We start from the raw sequence: 16,338 nt of genomic DNA, 5'->3' as shown, positions 1-16,338 counted from the left end.
CCGGTCCCGGGGCCGACCCGGATCCCGTACGGTCCCCCACCCGGCCACGCCGCCCCGGCGGGCGGCGGGCGGTCCATGGTGCGCGGACCCGGTGGAAGGGGCAGCCTGGACCGTAGGCATCCGGCGATGTCCGGCGTTTCGGCCCCTCGGGAGGTGATCCGCCATGGTCCGCCGACGGGCAGCCCGGCGGGAGCGACCGGACGTGGCGACACCGCAGCCGGACCCGGCGGAGGAGATGGCCCCGCTGTCGATCGCGCTCTCGGACATGCTGGCGCACGTCGGTGCGCATTCCGGCGCTGTCTACCTCCTGTCCCCGCACGCGCCCGTCCTGGTCATGGCCGTGATGGCGGGTCTGCCCCGCTCCTTCGCCGCGCCCTGGGAGCGCGTGAGCCTGAACACTCCGCTCCCGGTGGCGGACGCGGTGCGCGAGCGGCGCCTGGTGTGGGTGGCGGGCGAGGAGGAGATGGCGAACCGGTATCCGCGCGTGGCGGTCGTGCTGCCCTACCCGTTCGCCCTGGCCGCGCTGCCCGTGGCGACGCCCAGGGCGCAGTACGGGGCGGTCTTCGTGACATGGCCGGGCGCCCAGGCGCCACGGATCGGCGCACAGCAGTGCGCCGTACTCAAGGCGGCCTGCGACCGTCTCGCGCGACGCCTGGAGCGGGCCGCGGACGAGGGCCGCCCTCTCCTCCCGGAGCAGGAGCGGGCACCGGCGTCCGAGGCACCGCCCGGGTCCTCCACCGTCGAGGCGGCACGGCTGCTGTCACGCCTGCCGTACGGGATGTGCGGGCTCGATCTGGACGGCCGGGTCACCTATGCCAACAGTGCCGCCTGCAGGCTGCTCGGCGTTCCGGACCACCGTCTGCTGGGCTCGACGCTGTGGGCGGCGCTGCCGTGGCTGAACGACCCGGTGTACGAGGACCGTTACCGCGCGGCGCTGGTGAGCCAGCAGGACACCTCGTTCGTCGCACTGCGCCCGCCGGGCGACTGGGTGTCCTTCCGGCTCCATCCGAGTACGAGCGGTCTGAGCCTGCGGGTCACGAAGGCCCGGGCCTCCGTCGTGCCGGGCGGGAACGGCCCCCGGAGGGTCCCCGGGGTCTCACACCTGGTGACGGTCTCACGGGTCCTGGCGCTGGCGACCGCACTGACCGAGGCGGTCGGCGTGCAGGACGTGATCCAGCTGGTCGCGGACGAGGTGGCCGCGGCGGCAGGCTGCCAGGCGGTGGTGATGACGACCGCGGAGGGCGGGCGGATGCACATCATCGGGCACCGCGGGTTCGCGGACCCGTCGGTCCTGAGCCCTTTCGACGGGATCCCGCTGACCACACGGACGCCGGGCGCGCACGCGCTGAGCACGGGGGTCCCCGCCTTCTTCGAGTCGCGGCAGGACATGGAGCGGCTCTACCCGCAGCGCCCGCCCGTCGCGGACGGCATGGCCGCATGGGCGTTCCTGCCGCTCATCGCGTCCGGCCGGCCGGTGGGCACCTGCGTCCTGTGCTACGTCGAGCCGCATGTCTTCCCGGCGGACGAGCGGGCCGTCCTGACGAGTCTGAGCGGGCTGATCGCGCAGGCCCTGGAGCGGGCACGGCTCTACGACACGAAGCACCAGCTCGCGCACGGGCTCCAGCAGGCGCTGCTCCCCCACTCGCTGCCCTCGCTGCCGGGCCTGGAGGCGAGCGGCCGCTATCTGCCCGCCACCCGGTCCATGGACATCGGCGGCGACTTCTACGACCTGATACCGGCGCACGGCGGCGCGGCCGCGGTGATCGGCGACGTCGAGGGCCACAACGTCACCGCCGCGGCCCTGATGGGGCAGGTCCGCACCGCGGTGTGGGCGTACACGGCGGTCGACCAGTCGCCGAGCGAGGTCATGCAGAGCACCAACCGCCTCCTCTTCGACTTCGACGCCGAACTGTTCGCCAGCTGTCTCTACTTGCGCCTGGACACGGAGAACCACCGGGCCCTGTTCGCCCGTGCCGGGCACACCCAGCCGCTGCTGCGCGGCCCGGGCCACCGGGTGGAGGTCCTCGACATCGCCGGGGGTCCCCCGCTCGGCGTCGACCCCCACGCCCGCTACCCCACCACGGAGCTCCCGTTGCCGCCGCGCTCGATCCTCGTGCTGTACACCGACGGGCTCGTCGAGGTACCCGGCATCGATCTGGACGACGCGCTCGCCGTCGTCTCGCACCGCCTGACCCGCGCGGGTGACCGTTCACTGGACGAGGTGGCGGACGGGCTCGTACGGCATCTCCAGGACGGCTCGGAGGAGCGCCACGACGACGTGGCGGTGCTCCTGCTGCGGCCCGTGTGACGCATCGCGGCCCCCGGCACGGGGCCGGAGGTGCGTGTCCGCTCATCCGCCGCCCGCCCCGGACGGCGGTGCCCATGGCAGACGCTCGATGGCGACCAGTGCCGCGTCGTCGCCCAGGGTGCCGCCCGCGTGGGCGAGCAGATCGGCGCAGACGCGGTCGAGCAGGGCGCGCGGGCTGCGGCAGGCCCAGTCGGAGACCCGTTCGGCGAGCGGATAGAAGGCGCCCGTGTCGTCGCGGGCCTCGATGACCCCGTCGGTGTACAGCAGGACGATGTCACCGACCTCGAACGGGAAGGTCTCCGCGTGGAGTGCGGTGCCGGAGAACGCCGCGAGACCGAGCGGCGGCGCCGGATGGCTGACCTGGAGCGGCACGACCTTGCCGTCACGCACGAGCAGCGGCGGCGGATGCCCGCAGCTGATGAGCCGGATCGCCGCCTCCGCGTCGGGGACGTCGAGCACGGCCGCGGTCGTGAAGGCCTCGCCCCGGTCGCCGCCGCCCTCCCCGGGTACGCCGGATTCGCCCGGGTCGGCGATCACGGCGCCCTCCAGGTAGGACACGAGCACGGGCAGCTCGACCCGCAGATGGGCGGCGGCACGGAAGGCGCCCAGGACGAGGGCGGCGTCGCCGACCGCCTCCAGGCCCTTGCCGCGGACGTCCCCGATGATCAGCCTGGTGCTGTCGGTGGTGCGCGCCACCGCGTAGAGGTCACCGCCGATCTGCGCCTCCGCCTCGGCGGCGAGGTAGACGGAGGCGACGCGAAGGGGGCCGACCTGGCGCGGCAGCGGGCGCAGCACCACCCGCTGCGCGGCCTCGGCCACCGAGCGCAACTGCGTCACCTCCTGCTCGTGCTGCTCCCGCAGGTGGGCGAAGAAGGTCACGATGGCCGAGATCAGCACCAGCGCGATGATCTGGACCGTGTGGTTCAGATCGGTGACGGTGGTGCGCAGGGTGGCCACCAGCACCTGGGCCAGGACGGCGACGGCGCCGACGAACCCGGTCAGCCGGGGCCCGGCGAACGACGCGGTGATGGCGGGCGCGGCGACGAGGAACGGCCCGAGGTGCACATAGGGCGGTGACACCAGGTCGAGGACGGTGACGGCCGCGATGATGGCGAACGGAACCGCCACGAGAGCCCGTTTCGGCCACCGTGACCACCGGTGCTCCTCATAGAGCCGCTGCAGGCCCATGTCTCTTGCATACACCAGGCCGCAGGCCGGCGCCCACGCCCGACGTCCGATGCGGCCGGGGCACCTCGCGCGCCCTGGAAGTGGTGGGGGGAGCCTGCCGCGGGCCCCCACGCGCCCGGCGCGGTCCGCAGGACAGCTCCTAGGGCCGCCTGCGTGAGAGCAGGATGCCCTCGTCGTCGACGGGGCCGCGGCGCAGCATCAGGACGTCGCGCGGATAGTTCTGGAAGAGCCGCCAGGGCGCGCGGGTTCCCTGTTTGGGCAGGGAGTCGACACCCCGCCGGACATAGCCCGACGTGAGGTCGATGAGCGGTGCGAGCGGGGCGCCGGCCTCGGGGGCCCGCGGGGTGCAGATCTCGTAGCCGCGCCGGTCCATGTGGGCCAGCAGGCGGCAGACGTACTGGGCCACCAGGTCGGCCTTCAGGGTCCAGGAGGCGTTGGTGTAGCCGATGGTGAGAGCGAGGTTGGGCACGCCGGAGAGCATCATGCCCTTGTAGGCGACGGTCCGCGCGAGGTCGACGTCGGTGCCGTCGACGGTGAGAGCCATCCCGCCGAGGGCGAGCAGGTTGAGGCCGGTGGCGGTGACGACGACGTCGGCGTCGAGGTCCCGGCCGGAGGCCAGCCGCAGCCCGGTCCTGGTGAAGGTGTCGATCCGGTCGGTGACCACGGAGGCCCGGCCCGCACCGATCGCGTCGAAGAAGTCGCCGTCCGGCACGATGCACAGCCGCTGGTCCCACGGGGCGTACGGCGGGTTGAAGTGCGTGTCGACGTCGTACCCGGCGGGCAGCCTGCGTGCAGCGCCCTTGCGCAGGAGGTTCCGTACGAACTCCGGGTGGCGGCGGCTGAGCTGGAAGTTGGCGAGTGCCAGCAGCGCGTTCTTCCAGCGGGCGGCGTCCGCGGCGGCGCGGGCGGGCAGGACACGGCGCAGTGCGTCGGCGACGGCGTCCCGCGACGGCAGGGACAGCACGTAACTGGGCGACCGCTGGAGCATGGTCACGTGGCCGGCGGTCTCGGCCAGCGCGGGGACGAGCGTGACGGCGGTGGCGCCGCTCCCGATCACGACCACCCGTTTGCCGCGGCAGTCCAGGTCCTCGGGCCAGTGCTGCGGGTGCACGAGACGGCCCGTGTACGCGTCGACGCCCGGGAAGGCGGGCGTGTAGCCCTGGTCGTAGCGGTAGTAGCCGGCGCAGGCGAACAGGAACGAGCACGTCATCCGGACGGTCTCGCCGGAGTCGGCGCGGTGGACCCGCACGGTCCAGCGGGCGTGGTCCGACGACCAGTCGGCGTGCACGACGCGGTGGCCGAAGCGGACGGCGCGGTCGACGCCGTACTCGCGGGCCGTGTCGCGGATGTAGTCGCGGATCGATGCGCCGTCCGTGATCGCCTTGGCGCCGGTCCACGGCCGGAAGGAGTAGCCGAGGGTGTGCATGTCCGAGTCGGAGCGGACGCCGGGATAGCGGAAGAGGTCCCAGGTGCCGCCGATCGCCTCGCGCCCCTCCAGGACGGCGAACGTCCGGCGCGGCTGCCGGCGCCTGAGGTGGCAGGCCGCCCCGATGCCGGACAGTCCGGCACCGACGATGAGTACGTCGACGTGCTCGTCGGCCATGTCGGATCCCCGTGAGTCGCTGCGGTCGCTGAGGGCGGGCCCATCGGCACGCTATCAGCCCGTTTAGCACCTTATCGACGCCGTGTCGACAGCAGCGGACTCGGTGGTTCACAGGACATCGGCACGCCTTCAGCAAATCTGCACACCCAATACGCACGCGGTGCATGACCTCGGAAGGACATTCACCGTCCCGGAGCGCCGTCCGCGCCATTGGGGCGGGAGTGTCCCTTTCCCCCGCCGTGCGACCGGAGGAAAGGCATTGGAGCTCGGTGAAAGGTGTGAAGAAGTGGCCACCGATTCGTGGACCCGCGTGCACGCGAAAGCAGCGTCGGCACGGAACTCCCCCAGGTCAGGGGCTGGTTGATTGGATGTGCGGTGCGGCAGCGTGCTTTGATCTGCGCACCGCGGAACCGGTGGTTACGGTTCCGCGCTCCCCCTTGAGAATTACCGATGTGAAGGGAAGCTCAGTCATGAACGTCACCCCCCAGGTTCAGACCGCCGAGATCTCCGACGCCGACCTCGACGCCGTTTCGGGCGGTCTGGCCCTGAACGCCCTCAACACCGTCACCGGTGCCGTGGACTCCGTCGCCCCGGTCTCGGGTGTCGCGGACACCGCCATCGGCACCGTCGAGGGCGTCACCGGCCTGAACACCGCGCCGGTCACCGGCCTGGTCGCCGGTCTCTGATCGCCCTTCGGCGATACCTGATCCACCGTGAGTCCCGGAACCCTTCCCGGTTCCGGGGCTCACGGTTGCCGTAACGCAGTCCTTCACAGGTGAGGGAAGTCCCGTGCAGTTCCGCCAACAGGCCCTCGCCAAGCTGCAGTCGCCCGAGGAGCTGGACCTCCCGGTGCGATTCGCCCGCCCGCAGGGCTGGCTCGTGCTGGCCGTCACCGTCGTCGTCATGGCGGCCGCTTCCGTGTGGGCGGTCACCGGTTCGGTGTCGCCGACGCTGAGCGCACCGGGCATCCTCACGCATGCACAGGGCAGTTACGTCCTGCAGAGTCCCGTCGCGGGCCAGGTCACCGCCGTCCTCGCCAAGGAGGGCGCAGAAGTGCGCGCCGGCGCGCCGCTGCTGAAGGTCCGTACCCAGCGGGGCGAACAGGTCGTGCGCACCATCGCGGCCGGCCGGGTCACGGCGCTCACCTCGACGATCGGCTCGGTCGTCACCACCGGTGCCGACGTGGCGACCGTGGAACGCGCGGGCGGTCACGGCAATCCGCTCGTCGCCCTCCTGTACGTGCCGGCGACCGGCGCGTCGACCGTGCCCGTGGGCGCGTCCGTCGACCTCACGGTGCAGTCGGTGCCCGCCCAGCGGTACGGCGTCCTGCGCGGCCGGGTGAAGGCGGTCGGCCGGGCCACCCAGACCCGGCAGAAGATCGGCTCCTTCCTCGGCAACGACCAGCTCGGCGAGGAGTTCTCACGCCACGGGCAGCCCGTGGCCGTCCTCGTGACCCTCGACCGGTCGGGCAGCACGAAGTCGGGCTACCGCTGGTCGTCGGCGGACGGCCCGCCGTACCCGCTCGACTCGATGACCATGGCTTCCGCCTCCGTCCACCTCGCCGATCAGCGCCCCGTCGATTGGCTGCTGCCATGACCGCACCCCACCATCCCGCCGGCGCCCCGCAGTTGCCGCCGCCCGTCCGCGGCAGGCATCGCCCCGAGGGCGCACCCCCCGGCCGCCGCCGCGCCGCCGCCGGTGCACCGGCGAAGAAGCAGCGGACCGTCCGCACCCCCTCGGTGCTCCAGATGGAGGCCGTGGAGTGCGGTGCCGCCTCGCTCGCCATGGTGCTCGGTCACTACGGCCGCCATGTGCCGCTGGAGGAGCTGCGCATCGCGTGCGGCGTGTCCCGCGACGGCTCCCGCGCCAGCAACCTGCTGAAGGCGGCACGCAGTTACGGCCTCACCGCCAAGGGCATGCAGATGGACACGGCCGCGCTGGCCGAGGTCCGGGCGCCCGCGATCCTGTTCTGGGAGTTCAACCACTACGTCGTCTACGACGGCACGGGGCGTCGCTTCGGACGCCGCGGGGTGTACGTCAACGACCCTGCCAAGGGCCGCCGTTTCGTGCCCATGGAGGACTTCGACACCAGCTTCACCGGCGTCGTTCTGGTCTTCGAGCCGGGTGAGGGCTTCCGCAAGGGCGGACGCAGGCCGGGCGTCCTGGGCGCCATGCCGGCCCGGCTGCGCGGCACGTCCGGCACGATGCCCGCCGCGGTGCTGGCGAGCCTGCTGCTGGTCGCGGTCGGTGCGGCCACGCCCGCGCTGAGCCGTACCTATATCGACATGTTCCTGATCGGCGGCCAGACCTCGCTGCTCGGGGTGCTGTTCGCCTCGATGGCGGCCACGGTGCTGCTGACCGCCGTCCTGACCGGGCTCCAGCAGGCCAATCTGCTGCGCGGCCGGATCATCTCGTCGACGCTGAGCAGCGCCCGTTTCCTGCGCCATCTGCTGCGTCTGCCGGTGACCTTCTTCGCCCAGCGCAGCCCCGCCGACCTCGTGCAGCGCCTGCAGTCGAACGACGCCGTCGCCGAGACCCTGGCCCGCGACCTCGCCGCCGCGGGCGTGGACGCGATCGTGGTCGTGCTGTACGCGGTGCTGCTGTGGACGTACGACCCGCAGCTGACGGTGCTCGGGGTCATGGTCGCCCTGCTCAACGTGGTGGCCATGCGCGTCGTCGTCCGGCTCCGCGCCACCCGCACGCAGAAGCTGCGCGCCGACAGCGCCCGGCTCACCAACACGGCGTACACCGGACTCCAGCTGATCGAGACCATGAAGGCGACCGGCGGTGAGAACGGCTACTTCCGGCGCTGGGCGGGCCAGCACGCGACGACGCTGGAGGAGCAGCAGCGGCTCGGCGTGCCGAGCGCCTGGCTCGGTGTCGTCGCGCCGACCCTCGCGACGCTGAACAGCGCGCTGATCCTGTGGATCGGCGGACTGCGGGCCGTCGAGGGCCATATCTCCGTGGGGCTGCTGGTCGCCTTCCAGGCCCTCGTGACGCGCTTCACCGCGCCCATCACGCGCCTCAACGGCGTAGCGGGCCGCATCCAGGACTTCGCGGCCGACGTGGCGCGTCTCAAGGACGTGGAGAGCTTCCCGGCGGACTCGCTGTACGCCCGGCCGGACGGAGCGGCGAGCACCCGCAGGCTCAAGGGCCATGTGGAGCTGGACAACATCACCTTCGGGTACAGCCCGTTGGACAAGCCGTTGCTGACCGGGTTCTCGCTGTCGGTCGGCCCCGGCCGGCAGGTCGCGCTGGTCGGCGGCTCCGGCAGCGGCAAGTCGACCGTGTCACGCCTGATCTCGGGCCTGTACGCCCCGTGGGAGGGCACGATCCGCATCGACGGGCAGCGCCTGGAGGACATTCCTCGGGGCGCACTGGCGGCGTCGGTGTCGTTCGTCGACCAGGACGTGTTCCTCTTCGAGGGGACCGTGCGCGACAACATCGCCCTGTGGGACCCGTCGATCCCGGACGAGGCGGTCGAGGCCGCACTCCAGGACGCGGCCCTGTACGACGTCGTGGTGCGCCGCCCCGGCGGCATCCACAGCCGCGTCGAGCAGGACGGGCGCAACTTCTCGGGCGGCCAGCGACAGCGCCTGGAGATCGCGCGGGCCCTGGTGCGGCGGCCCAGCATCCTCGTCCTCGACGAGGTGACCAGCGCCCTGGACGCCGAGACCGAGCAGGTCATCATCGACAATCTGCGGCGCCGCGGCTGCGCCTGCGTCGTCATCGCGCACCGGCTCAGCACGGTCCGCGACAGCGACGAGATCGTGGTGCTGCACCACGGCACGGTCGTCGAGCGGGGGCGCCACGACGAACTGCTCGCCGCGGGAGGCCCGTACGCCGAACTGGTCAAGGAGCGGTGAGATGACCGTGGAGCGGACGACCGGGGGCGCCGAAGCCCCCGCCCTCGCGAACCCGGAGGGTCCGGCGGACGGCGATCTGGTGCTCTCCGCACTGGGCGGCCTCGGCACGCCCGTGCACGGAGCAGGCCTCAACCGCCTGTCGCTGGAGGGCCCGCAGGTGCTGTGGCTCGTGGCGGCGGGCGCCATGGACCTGTTCGCGGTCGACGCGCTGCAGGAGGGCCACTGGCACTTCCTCGGCCGTCTGGAGGCGGGCTCCCTGCTGCTCGGCCCCGTCGAGGGCCCGCAGCACACCCTCGTCGGCAGACCGCTGCGCGAGTGCGTGCTGCGCCGCATCCCGCTGCGGGAGCTGTACCGGCCGGAGTACACGCAGTACGGGGCGCAGTACGGCGACACGGGTACCTGGACGTACGACGCCTACGGCAATCCGCAGGAGCCGGCCCCGACCCCCCTCGAATACGCCTTCGCGCTGGGCGTCGGGCGCAGCCACGGCATTCTGCTCCAGGCGCCGCTCGACGACCGCCCGGCGGAGGGCGGGGCGACCGCGGACGACATCCTGTGGATGCAGGTGCCGCCGGGCAGTGTGCAGTACGGCGCCTCCTACAGCGCCGACGCCGCAGGTGACCTGCTGGTGGACCCGGCGATGTGGCAGGGCATGGTCGACCAGCAGTACCGGCTGCTGTCGGCGCTGGACCGCTGGATCGAGCAGCTGGAGCTCAGCCACGAGAACCGCACGGCCGCCGGTATCAAGGCGGGCGAGGCGGTGCGTGCCCAGGCGGACCGGACGCTGATCGACTCCATCGGGCGCCGCCCGAAGACGGCCTCCCGTACCGGAACCGCCGACGCGGACGCCACCTACGCCGCCTGCCGGCTGGTCGCCGAAGCCGCCGGCGTCACACTGACGGAACCCGCCCTGAGCGGGGTGCAGAACGACCGCCTCGACCCGGTCGAACGCGTCGCCGTCGCCTCCCGCGTCCGCACCCGCGCGGTCCGGCTCACCGGGCGCTGGTGGCGCGAGAACTCCGGCCCCCTGGTGGGCCACCGGGCCGCCTCCGGTTCCCCCGTGGCCCTGCTGTGGCGGCGCGGGGGCTATGTGGCGGTGAACCCGGCGAACGGTCGGCACACCCGGGTCGAGGCGGCGAACGCGGACGAGTTCGAGCCGCGCGCCGCCATGTTCTACCGCCCGCTTCCGGAGCGTCGCCTCAGTCCCTTCCGGCTGCTCCGCTTCAGCCTCCGCGGCACCGGCGGCGATCTGCGCACGCTGCTGCTCAGCGGCCTGGTGACGGTCACGCTGGGGGCGCTGGTTCCGGTGGCGACCGGCCGGGTCCTCGGCGAGTACGTCCCCAACGCCGAACGGAACCTCATCGTCCAGGTGTGCCTGGCGGTCATGGTCACCAGCGTGGTCACGGCGGCCTTCACCCTCCTGCAGAACCTCACGGTCCTCAGGGTCGAGGGGCGGATCGAGGCGACCCTGCAGCCGGCCGTGTGGGACCGGTTGCTGCGGCTGCCGACGAAGTTCTTCGCCGAGCGGTCGACGGGCGAACTCGCCAGCGCCGCCATGGGCGTGAGTGCCATCCGGCGGCTTCTCGCCGGAGTCGGCCCGGTGGTCGTGCAGGCCGGCACGGTCGGGGCGGTGAACCTGGTCCTGCTGTTCTGGTACAGCGTGCCGATGGCCCTCGCGGCGATCGGGATGCTGACCGTCATCGCCGCCGTGTTCCTCGGCATGGGTCTGTGGCAGGTCCGCTGGCAGCGGCGTCTCGTGGTCCTCGGCAACAAGCTCAACAACCAGGCCTTCCAGACTCTGCGCGGGCTGCCGAAACTGCGTGTCGCGGCCGCGGAGAACTACGCCTACGCGGCGTGGGCCGGCGAGTTCGCGCACAGCCGTGAGCTCCAGCAGCGGGTCGGCCGTATCAAGAACCTGACGACGGTCCTCAACGCGGTGTATCTGCCGCTGTGTTCCCTGCTGATGTTCGTCCTGCTGGCCGGTCCGGCGCGGGGGTCTCTGTCGGCGAGCGCGTTCCTCACGTTCAACACCTCCGTGACGATGCTGCTGACCTCGGTCACCCAGCTGACCGGCGCCGCCGTGTCGGCGGTGGCCGCGCTGCCGATGTTCGAGGAGCTCAGGCCGGTGCTCGACGCGGCACCGGAGGTGCGGGGCGCCAGTACCCAGCCCGGTGTCCTGTCCGGCGGCATCGAGGCCCGCCGGCTGTCGTTCCGCTACACCGACGACGGGCCGCTCGTGCTGGACGACGTCTCCTTCGACGTGCGCCCCGGCGAATTCGTGGCCGTCGTCGGCCCCAGCGGCTGCGGCAAGTCGACCCTGCTGCGGCTTCTCATCGGCTTCGACAAGCCGCTGTCGGGCAGCGTCCTCTACGACGGCCAGGACCTCGCCGCCCTCGACCAGGCCGCGGTGCGCCGTCAGTGCGGCGTCGTACTGCAGCACGCCCAGCCGTTCACCGGCTCCATCCTGGACTGCATCTGCGGCACCGAGCCGTACACGCCGGAAGAGGCCATGGAGGCCGCCGAGATGGCGGGCCTCGCCGAGGACATCAAGCGCATGCCGATGGGACTGCACACCATCGTCTCCGGCGGAGGTGCGATCTCCGGCGGGCAGCGGCAGCGTCTGATGATCGCGCAGGCCCTGATCCGGAGGCCGCGCATCCTCTTCTTCGACGAGGCGACCAGCGCGCTGGACAACGAGACGCAGCGCACCGTCATCGAGAGCACGAAGGCACTGCGCGCCACGCGGATCGTCATCGCGCACCGCCTCTCGACGGTGCTCGATGCCGACCGCGTCATCGTCATGTCCGAGGGGCGCATCGCGCAGCAGGGCCCGCCGGCGGAGCTGCTGGCGGACGAGGGCGGGCGACTGCGGGAACTGGTCCGGCGTCAGATGCAGTGAGGCCGGCGCCCCGGCGCAACCCCTCGGCCCGACCGGACCGCCCAGTCCGCACGGCTCCCCCCAACTCGCTCGACCCCGTCCCGGTCCGTCCGGCGATCGGGGACAAGGCCGTTGAGGCCGAGCGGGCTCCAGGGGCGGAGCCCCCTGGTTTCGGGAAGGGGCGGGTCGGGGAAGAATCCGTGGTACCGTGCATGCGGTAATCGTCCGCGCCTCTCTTCGGCGCCGGTGCCGCATCCTTTTCTCCACGCGCCGCTCAGCGCGGCGGCTCACCTCCACAACAGCCCGTCCGTATCGGGCTTCCCCTGGTGATCGCTTCCTCTGCGTGACCGATCCGCAGACCCGCTCCGGCCCCAGCTGACCGGACGGTCGGTCCTCGGCCCGACGTGGCCCGCCCCGACCGACGCCGCGGGCCAGGTCGACGCAGTCCGCCCGGTCGGGCCCGTCGGCCCGGCGCGCCGTATCCGTGCGCCCCGGCCCCTCCGCGTATCACCTCGATCTCCCTGTCCCACAGCCATGTATCGCCACATCGACATGCACCCTCGTCCACGGAAGGACGGCAGCATGACCAGCCCCACTCTCGAATCCCCGCAACGCACCGCACCCGCACCGAAGCCGGCCACGCCGGTCACCGGTGTGCTCGACATCGCGAAGGGCGGCCACGGTTTCCTCCGGGGGCCCGGCCTCCTGCCCGCCCCCGGCGACGTACAGGTGCCGGCGGCCCTGATCCGCCGGTTCGCCCTGCGGCAGGGCGATCTCGTGGCGGGCGAGTCCGCCCGGCCCCGGACGCTGACCGGCGTCACACAGGTCGACGGCATCGCACCGCACGACCCGCGCGGCCGCCCGGAGTTCGCCACGCTCACCCCGCTGCACCCCGGCGAACGGCTCCGCCTGGAGCACCCGTCCGGCGGGGCGGCGATGCGGCTCGTCGACCTCGTCGCCCCCATCGGCAAGGGCCAGCGCGGTCTGATCGTGGCCCCGCCGAAGGCGGGCAAGACCGTGCTGCTCCAGCAGCTCGCGGCAGCCATCGCAGGCAACCACCCCGAGGTCCACCTCATGGTGGTGCTGCTCGACGAACGCCCGGAGGAGGTCACCGACATGCGCCGCTCGGTGCGCGGCGAGGTGCTCGCCTCGACGTTCGACCGGCCGCCGAAGGACCACATCGCGCTCGCGGACCTGGCCGTCGAGCGGGCCAAACGGCTCGCGGAGCGCGGCCGGGACGTCGTCCTGCTGCTGGACTCGCTGACCCGGCTGTGCCGGGCGCACAACAACGCGGCCTCCGCCGGCGGCCGCACGCTCAGCGGCGGCGTCGACGCGGCGGCCCTGCACGGCCCGAAGCGGTTCTTCGGCGCGGCCCGCCGTACGCAGGAGGCGGGCTCCCTCACCATCCTGGCGACCGCGCTCGTGGAGACGGGCTCCCGGGCCGACGCCTACTACTTCGAGGAGTTGAAGAGCACCGGGAACATGGAGCTCCGCCTCGACCGCGCCCTCGCCGAGCGCCGTGTCTTCCCGGCCGTCGACATCACGGCTTCGGGCACCCGGCGCGAGGAACTCCTCCTCCCCGCAGCCGAGTTGGAGACCGTACGCCGGCTGCGACGCACCCTGGTCGGGCGTGAAGGACCGAGCGCGATGGCCGCCCTGCTGGACACGCTGCGCGGCACCCCGGACAACGCGGCGTTCCTGCGTCAGGTCCACCGCACGGTGCCCCCGCAGGGTTAGGAGCGTCCCGCCGATCCCGCCGGTCCCGCCGGTTCAACGAGCGGGCCGGATCCGCAGGAGCCCCCTACCGCCAGTGCGCGGGACGCGCGAAGCCGTCCGGCAGCTTCGTCGTCGTATCGCCCTTGGCAGCGTCGAGCTGGGCCTGGACGAGGAAGATGCTGCCGGTGAGGTCCGCGCCGCGCAGGTCGGCGTCCCTGAGGTCCGCGCCGATCAGATCGGCCGAGCGCAGGTCGGCGCCGCGCAGGTCCGCCGCGATCAGACAGGCACCACGCAGAGTGGCGCCCCGCAGGTCGGCGCCGCGCAGCCGGGCTCCCATCAAATCGGCCCCGCGATGGTTCTTCCTGCGGCCCGGCACCTCGGCGCGCACCAGGTCTCCGGCGCGCAGCAGCAGGGCGTTGACGTCCTGGCGCAGGGACGCCACGTCCAGTTCGGTGAGCGACGCCGCGTCGCCGCGGGTGAGGCCGTCGATGCGGTCCTGCGCACGCCGGAGGTCTTTGTGCACGGGCCGGGCCGCCGGACGGGCCAGCGCCTCCGTGACGTACCACAGCAGCTCATGGAGGTGCCGCATCACGGGGAACACCTCGACCATGCGGCGCGCGGTGTCCGGGGCGCTGCGCCAGTCCCGGCCGCCGAAGGTGACCCGGGAGACCTTCTGGCCCGCGCCGAAACAGTCGAAGACGGTGCAGCCCGCATAGCCGCTCTCGCGCAGCCGGGTGTGGATCCCGCAGCGGAAGTCCGCGGTCAGGTTGGAGCACGGGGTGCCTGCGGCCTTGTCGGCCGCGAAGTCGGACGAGGCGGCGAAGGGCAGTGCGACACAGCACAGGCCGAAGCAGTTGCCGCAGTCGGCCCGCAGGCCGAGGCGGTCGACGTCGTTGGAACGGGTGTCGTGCTGCTGGGACAAGATGCCTCCTGGTCTGGACGTCCATTGTCCCCGAGCCGGCCGGACACCCCGGAACCAGGGCACCGTGCAGGGACCGCGCCCCCACGGCCCCACGGCATGGTCCGCCTCGGAACCCGGACACGGCTTGGCCTCGGCCCCGGGTGTCAGGCCGGGGCCGCACGCCTCCCGGCCTGACGCCGGCACACCGGCCTCAGGCCGGAATCCGGCCGCTCGGGGGACCCACCGCGGGCCTCTGCGGTCCCCGCCCGGCGTGGCCGGATGCGGCCGTACGCGGCGACCGCGAGGATGATGGCGCCGCCCGGCGGCGTTGGTTCCTCGTGGGACTGCCGCCACGCACCGGACGGCAGTGCGAATACAGGACGGCGGTGACGCGGGGGCGTACGGGCGGGCGCCCGCATCGCACACCGCGGGCGAGTCGAAGGGACGAGGGCATGCCTCTGCAGGGCGAGTACGAGCCGAGCCCGACGGTTTGGGTACGTGAGCAGGTCCAGCAGTACGAGGGGTCGGGCGGCACGGAGGGCACGACGATGCGCGGCCTGCCGGTGGTCATCCTGACGACCCGCGGCGCCAGGTCGGGCAAGATCCGCAAGATTCCGCTGATGCGGGTCGAGCACGACGGCAGCTATGCCGTCGTCGCCTCGATGGGCGGCGCCCCCAAGCACCCGGTCTGGTACCACAACATCGTCGCCGACCCCAGGGTCGAGCTCCAGGACGGCCCCGTGCGTCGCGACATGACGGCGCGGGAGGTCACCGGCGACGAGAAGGCGCTGTGGTGGCGCCGCGCGGTCGAGGCCTTCCCCGACTACGCGGACTACCAGCACAGGACGGACCGCGAGATCCCCGTCTTCGTGGTGGAACCGGCCGCGGCACCGCACTGACCGGAGGCAGCTGCCGGGCCGGTTGCGGCCCGGGCCGCGGTAGCATCGCGCCCCCACGACAGACGCGAGGACGGTCATGCGCGACGACTCCCCCGTTCAGGTGGCCGACGGGGTCCATCTGGTGCACGGCAGCGACACCAACTGGGTCGTCGTGAGCGACGGCGACGCCGTCACCCTCGTCGACACCGGGTATCCCGGGGACCACGAGCGGCTGCTCGCCTCACTGGCCGTGCTCGGCCATGCCCCCGGTGACGTCACGGCGGTGCTGGTCACCCATGCGCACAACGACCACATCGGCTCGGCTGCGTACTTCGGGAGTCTGCACGGCGTGCCCGTGCTGATGCACGACGCGGAGGTACCGCACGCACGCCGGGAGTTCCTGCACCAGGTGACGGTCGGACAGGTGCTCGCCCAGGGCTGGCGTCCCGGGGTGCTGCCCTGGGCGCTGCGCGCACTGCGGTCCGGCGGCAAGCGGGACGTCCGGGTGCCGCAGGCCCTGCCGTTCCCCGCGCCCGGGCCGCTGGACCTGCCGGGGCGCCCGGTTCCGGTGCCCTGCGCGGGCCACACGCCCGGCCACACCGCGTACCACCTTCCCGACGCCGGCGTGCTGATCACGGGTGACGCCCTGGTGACCGGGCATCCGACCGCCTCGGGGCGGGGCCCGCAGCTTCTGCACCCCATGTTCGACACGGACCGCGCGCAGGCGGTGGCCGCGCTCGACGTGCTGGGCGGCATCGACGCGGACGTGCTCCTCCCCGGCCACGGCCCGGCCCACCACGGCCCGGCCCGCGACGCGGCCCGGCGGGCACGGGAACTGGCACCCTGACCCACGTGGCCGGGCCCGGCGGCGGGTGTCCGGTTCCACCGTGCGCACGGAACGTGAACGCCGAACCCGGCTGCGTACCGAAACTCGGCCTTTCGGTCCCTGTCCCCGGGGCCCGGCATGACGGACCATGGATGTCGGACCATGGAGGGAAAG

At 72.8% G+C, this 16,338-nt stretch carries 11 protein-coding genes; 8 read left to right on the top strand and 3 right to left on the bottom strand.

Going from position 1 to position 16,338, the window contains the following annotated elements; translation table 11 throughout:
- The first annotated feature begins 235 nt into the window (after positions 1–235).
- Positions 236–2,308 carry a SpoIIE family protein phosphatase gene (locus ACWCP6_RS21180; protein ID WP_450934087.1) on the top strand — a complete coding sequence of 691 codons (2,073 nt, stop codon included), beginning with the start codon at positions 236–238 and terminating at the stop codon, positions 2,306–2,308.
- A gap of 42 nt (positions 2,309–2,350) precedes the next feature.
- Here ACWCP6_RS21180 and ACWCP6_RS21175 read toward each other — a convergent pair whose 3' ends face one another.
- Both ACWCP6_RS21175 and ACWCP6_RS21170 read right to left on the bottom strand, forming a co-directional pair.
- The gene (locus ACWCP6_RS21175) at positions 2,351–3,496 is read right to left on the bottom strand and encodes a PP2C family protein-serine/threonine phosphatase (RefSeq protein ID WP_450934011.1); all 1,146 of its coding nucleotides are present in this window, start codon (positions 3,494–3,496) and stop codon (positions 2,351–2,353) included.
- A 139-nt stretch (positions 3,497–3,635) separates the two neighbouring features.
- Entirely contained in the window at positions 3,636–5,099 is a 1,464-nt protein-coding gene (locus ACWCP6_RS21170; RefSeq protein ID WP_450934010.1) for a flavin-containing monooxygenase, read from the bottom strand.
- Positions 5,100–5,569: 470 nt separating this feature from the next.
- Here ACWCP6_RS21170 and ACWCP6_RS21165 point away from each other — a divergent pair, with 470 nt between their 5' ends.
- The 5 genes from ACWCP6_RS21165 to rho all read left to right on the top strand — a co-directional run bounded on the left by ACWCP6_RS21165 (position 5,570) and on the right by rho (position 13,580).
- Entirely contained in the window at positions 5,570–5,785 is a 216-nt protein-coding gene (locus ACWCP6_RS21165; RefSeq protein ID WP_450934009.1) for a type A2 lantipeptide, read from the top strand.
- 103 nt (positions 5,786–5,888) lie between these two features.
- Positions 5,889–6,695, top strand: a complete 807-nt coding sequence (locus ACWCP6_RS21160) for an HlyD family efflux transporter periplasmic adaptor subunit (RefSeq protein WP_450934008.1) — start codon at positions 5,889–5,891, stop codon at positions 6,693–6,695.
- Positions 6,692–8,965 (top strand): NHLP family bacteriocin export ABC transporter peptidase/permease/ATPase subunit, encoded by a 2,274-nt coding sequence (locus tag ACWCP6_RS21155; protein WP_450934007.1) that lies wholly within the window; start codon positions 6,692–6,694, stop codon positions 8,963–8,965. Before ACWCP6_RS21160 ends, ACWCP6_RS21155 begins: the two co-directional genes overlap by 4 nt.
- A 1-nt stretch (position 8,966) precedes the next feature.
- Complete coding sequence (locus ACWCP6_RS21150; protein WP_450934006.1) at positions 8,967–11,864, top strand: NHLP bacteriocin export ABC transporter permease/ATPase subunit; 2,898 nt, start codon at positions 8,967–8,969, stop codon at positions 11,862–11,864.
- 561 nt (positions 11,865–12,425) lie between these two features.
- Positions 12,426–13,580 carry a transcription termination factor Rho gene (gene rho, locus ACWCP6_RS21145; RefSeq protein ID WP_450934005.1) on the top strand — a complete coding sequence of 385 codons (1,155 nt, stop codon included), beginning with the start codon at positions 12,426–12,428 and terminating at the stop codon, positions 13,578–13,580.
- A gap of 64 nt (positions 13,581–13,644) precedes the next feature.
- Here the strand turns inward: rho and ACWCP6_RS21140 are convergent, their stop codons facing one another.
- Positions 13,645–14,481 (bottom strand): pentapeptide repeat-containing protein, encoded by an 837-nt coding sequence (locus tag ACWCP6_RS21140; protein WP_450934004.1) that lies wholly within the window; start codon positions 14,479–14,481, stop codon positions 13,645–13,647.
- A 431-nt stretch (positions 14,482–14,912) separates the two neighbouring features.
- Between ACWCP6_RS21140 and ACWCP6_RS21135 the strand changes: the two genes are divergently transcribed.
- Both ACWCP6_RS21135 and ACWCP6_RS21130 read left to right on the top strand, forming a co-directional pair.
- Positions 14,913–15,359: a nitroreductase family deazaflavin-dependent oxidoreductase gene (locus ACWCP6_RS21135; RefSeq protein ID WP_450934003.1), complete on the top strand. Its 447-nt coding sequence runs from the start codon at positions 14,913–14,915 to the stop codon at positions 15,357–15,359.
- Positions 15,360–15,435: 76 nt separating this feature from the next.
- The gene (locus tag ACWCP6_RS21130) at positions 15,436–16,185 is read left to right on the top strand and encodes an MBL fold metallo-hydrolase (RefSeq protein ID WP_450934002.1); all 750 of its coding nucleotides are present in this window, start codon (positions 15,436–15,438) and stop codon (positions 16,183–16,185) included.
- The last annotated feature ends 153 nt before the right edge of the window (positions 16,186–16,338 follow it).

The organism is Streptomyces sp. NPDC002004, from assembly GCF_053593975.1.
This window is presented reverse-complemented; position numbering and strand designations above follow the sequence as displayed.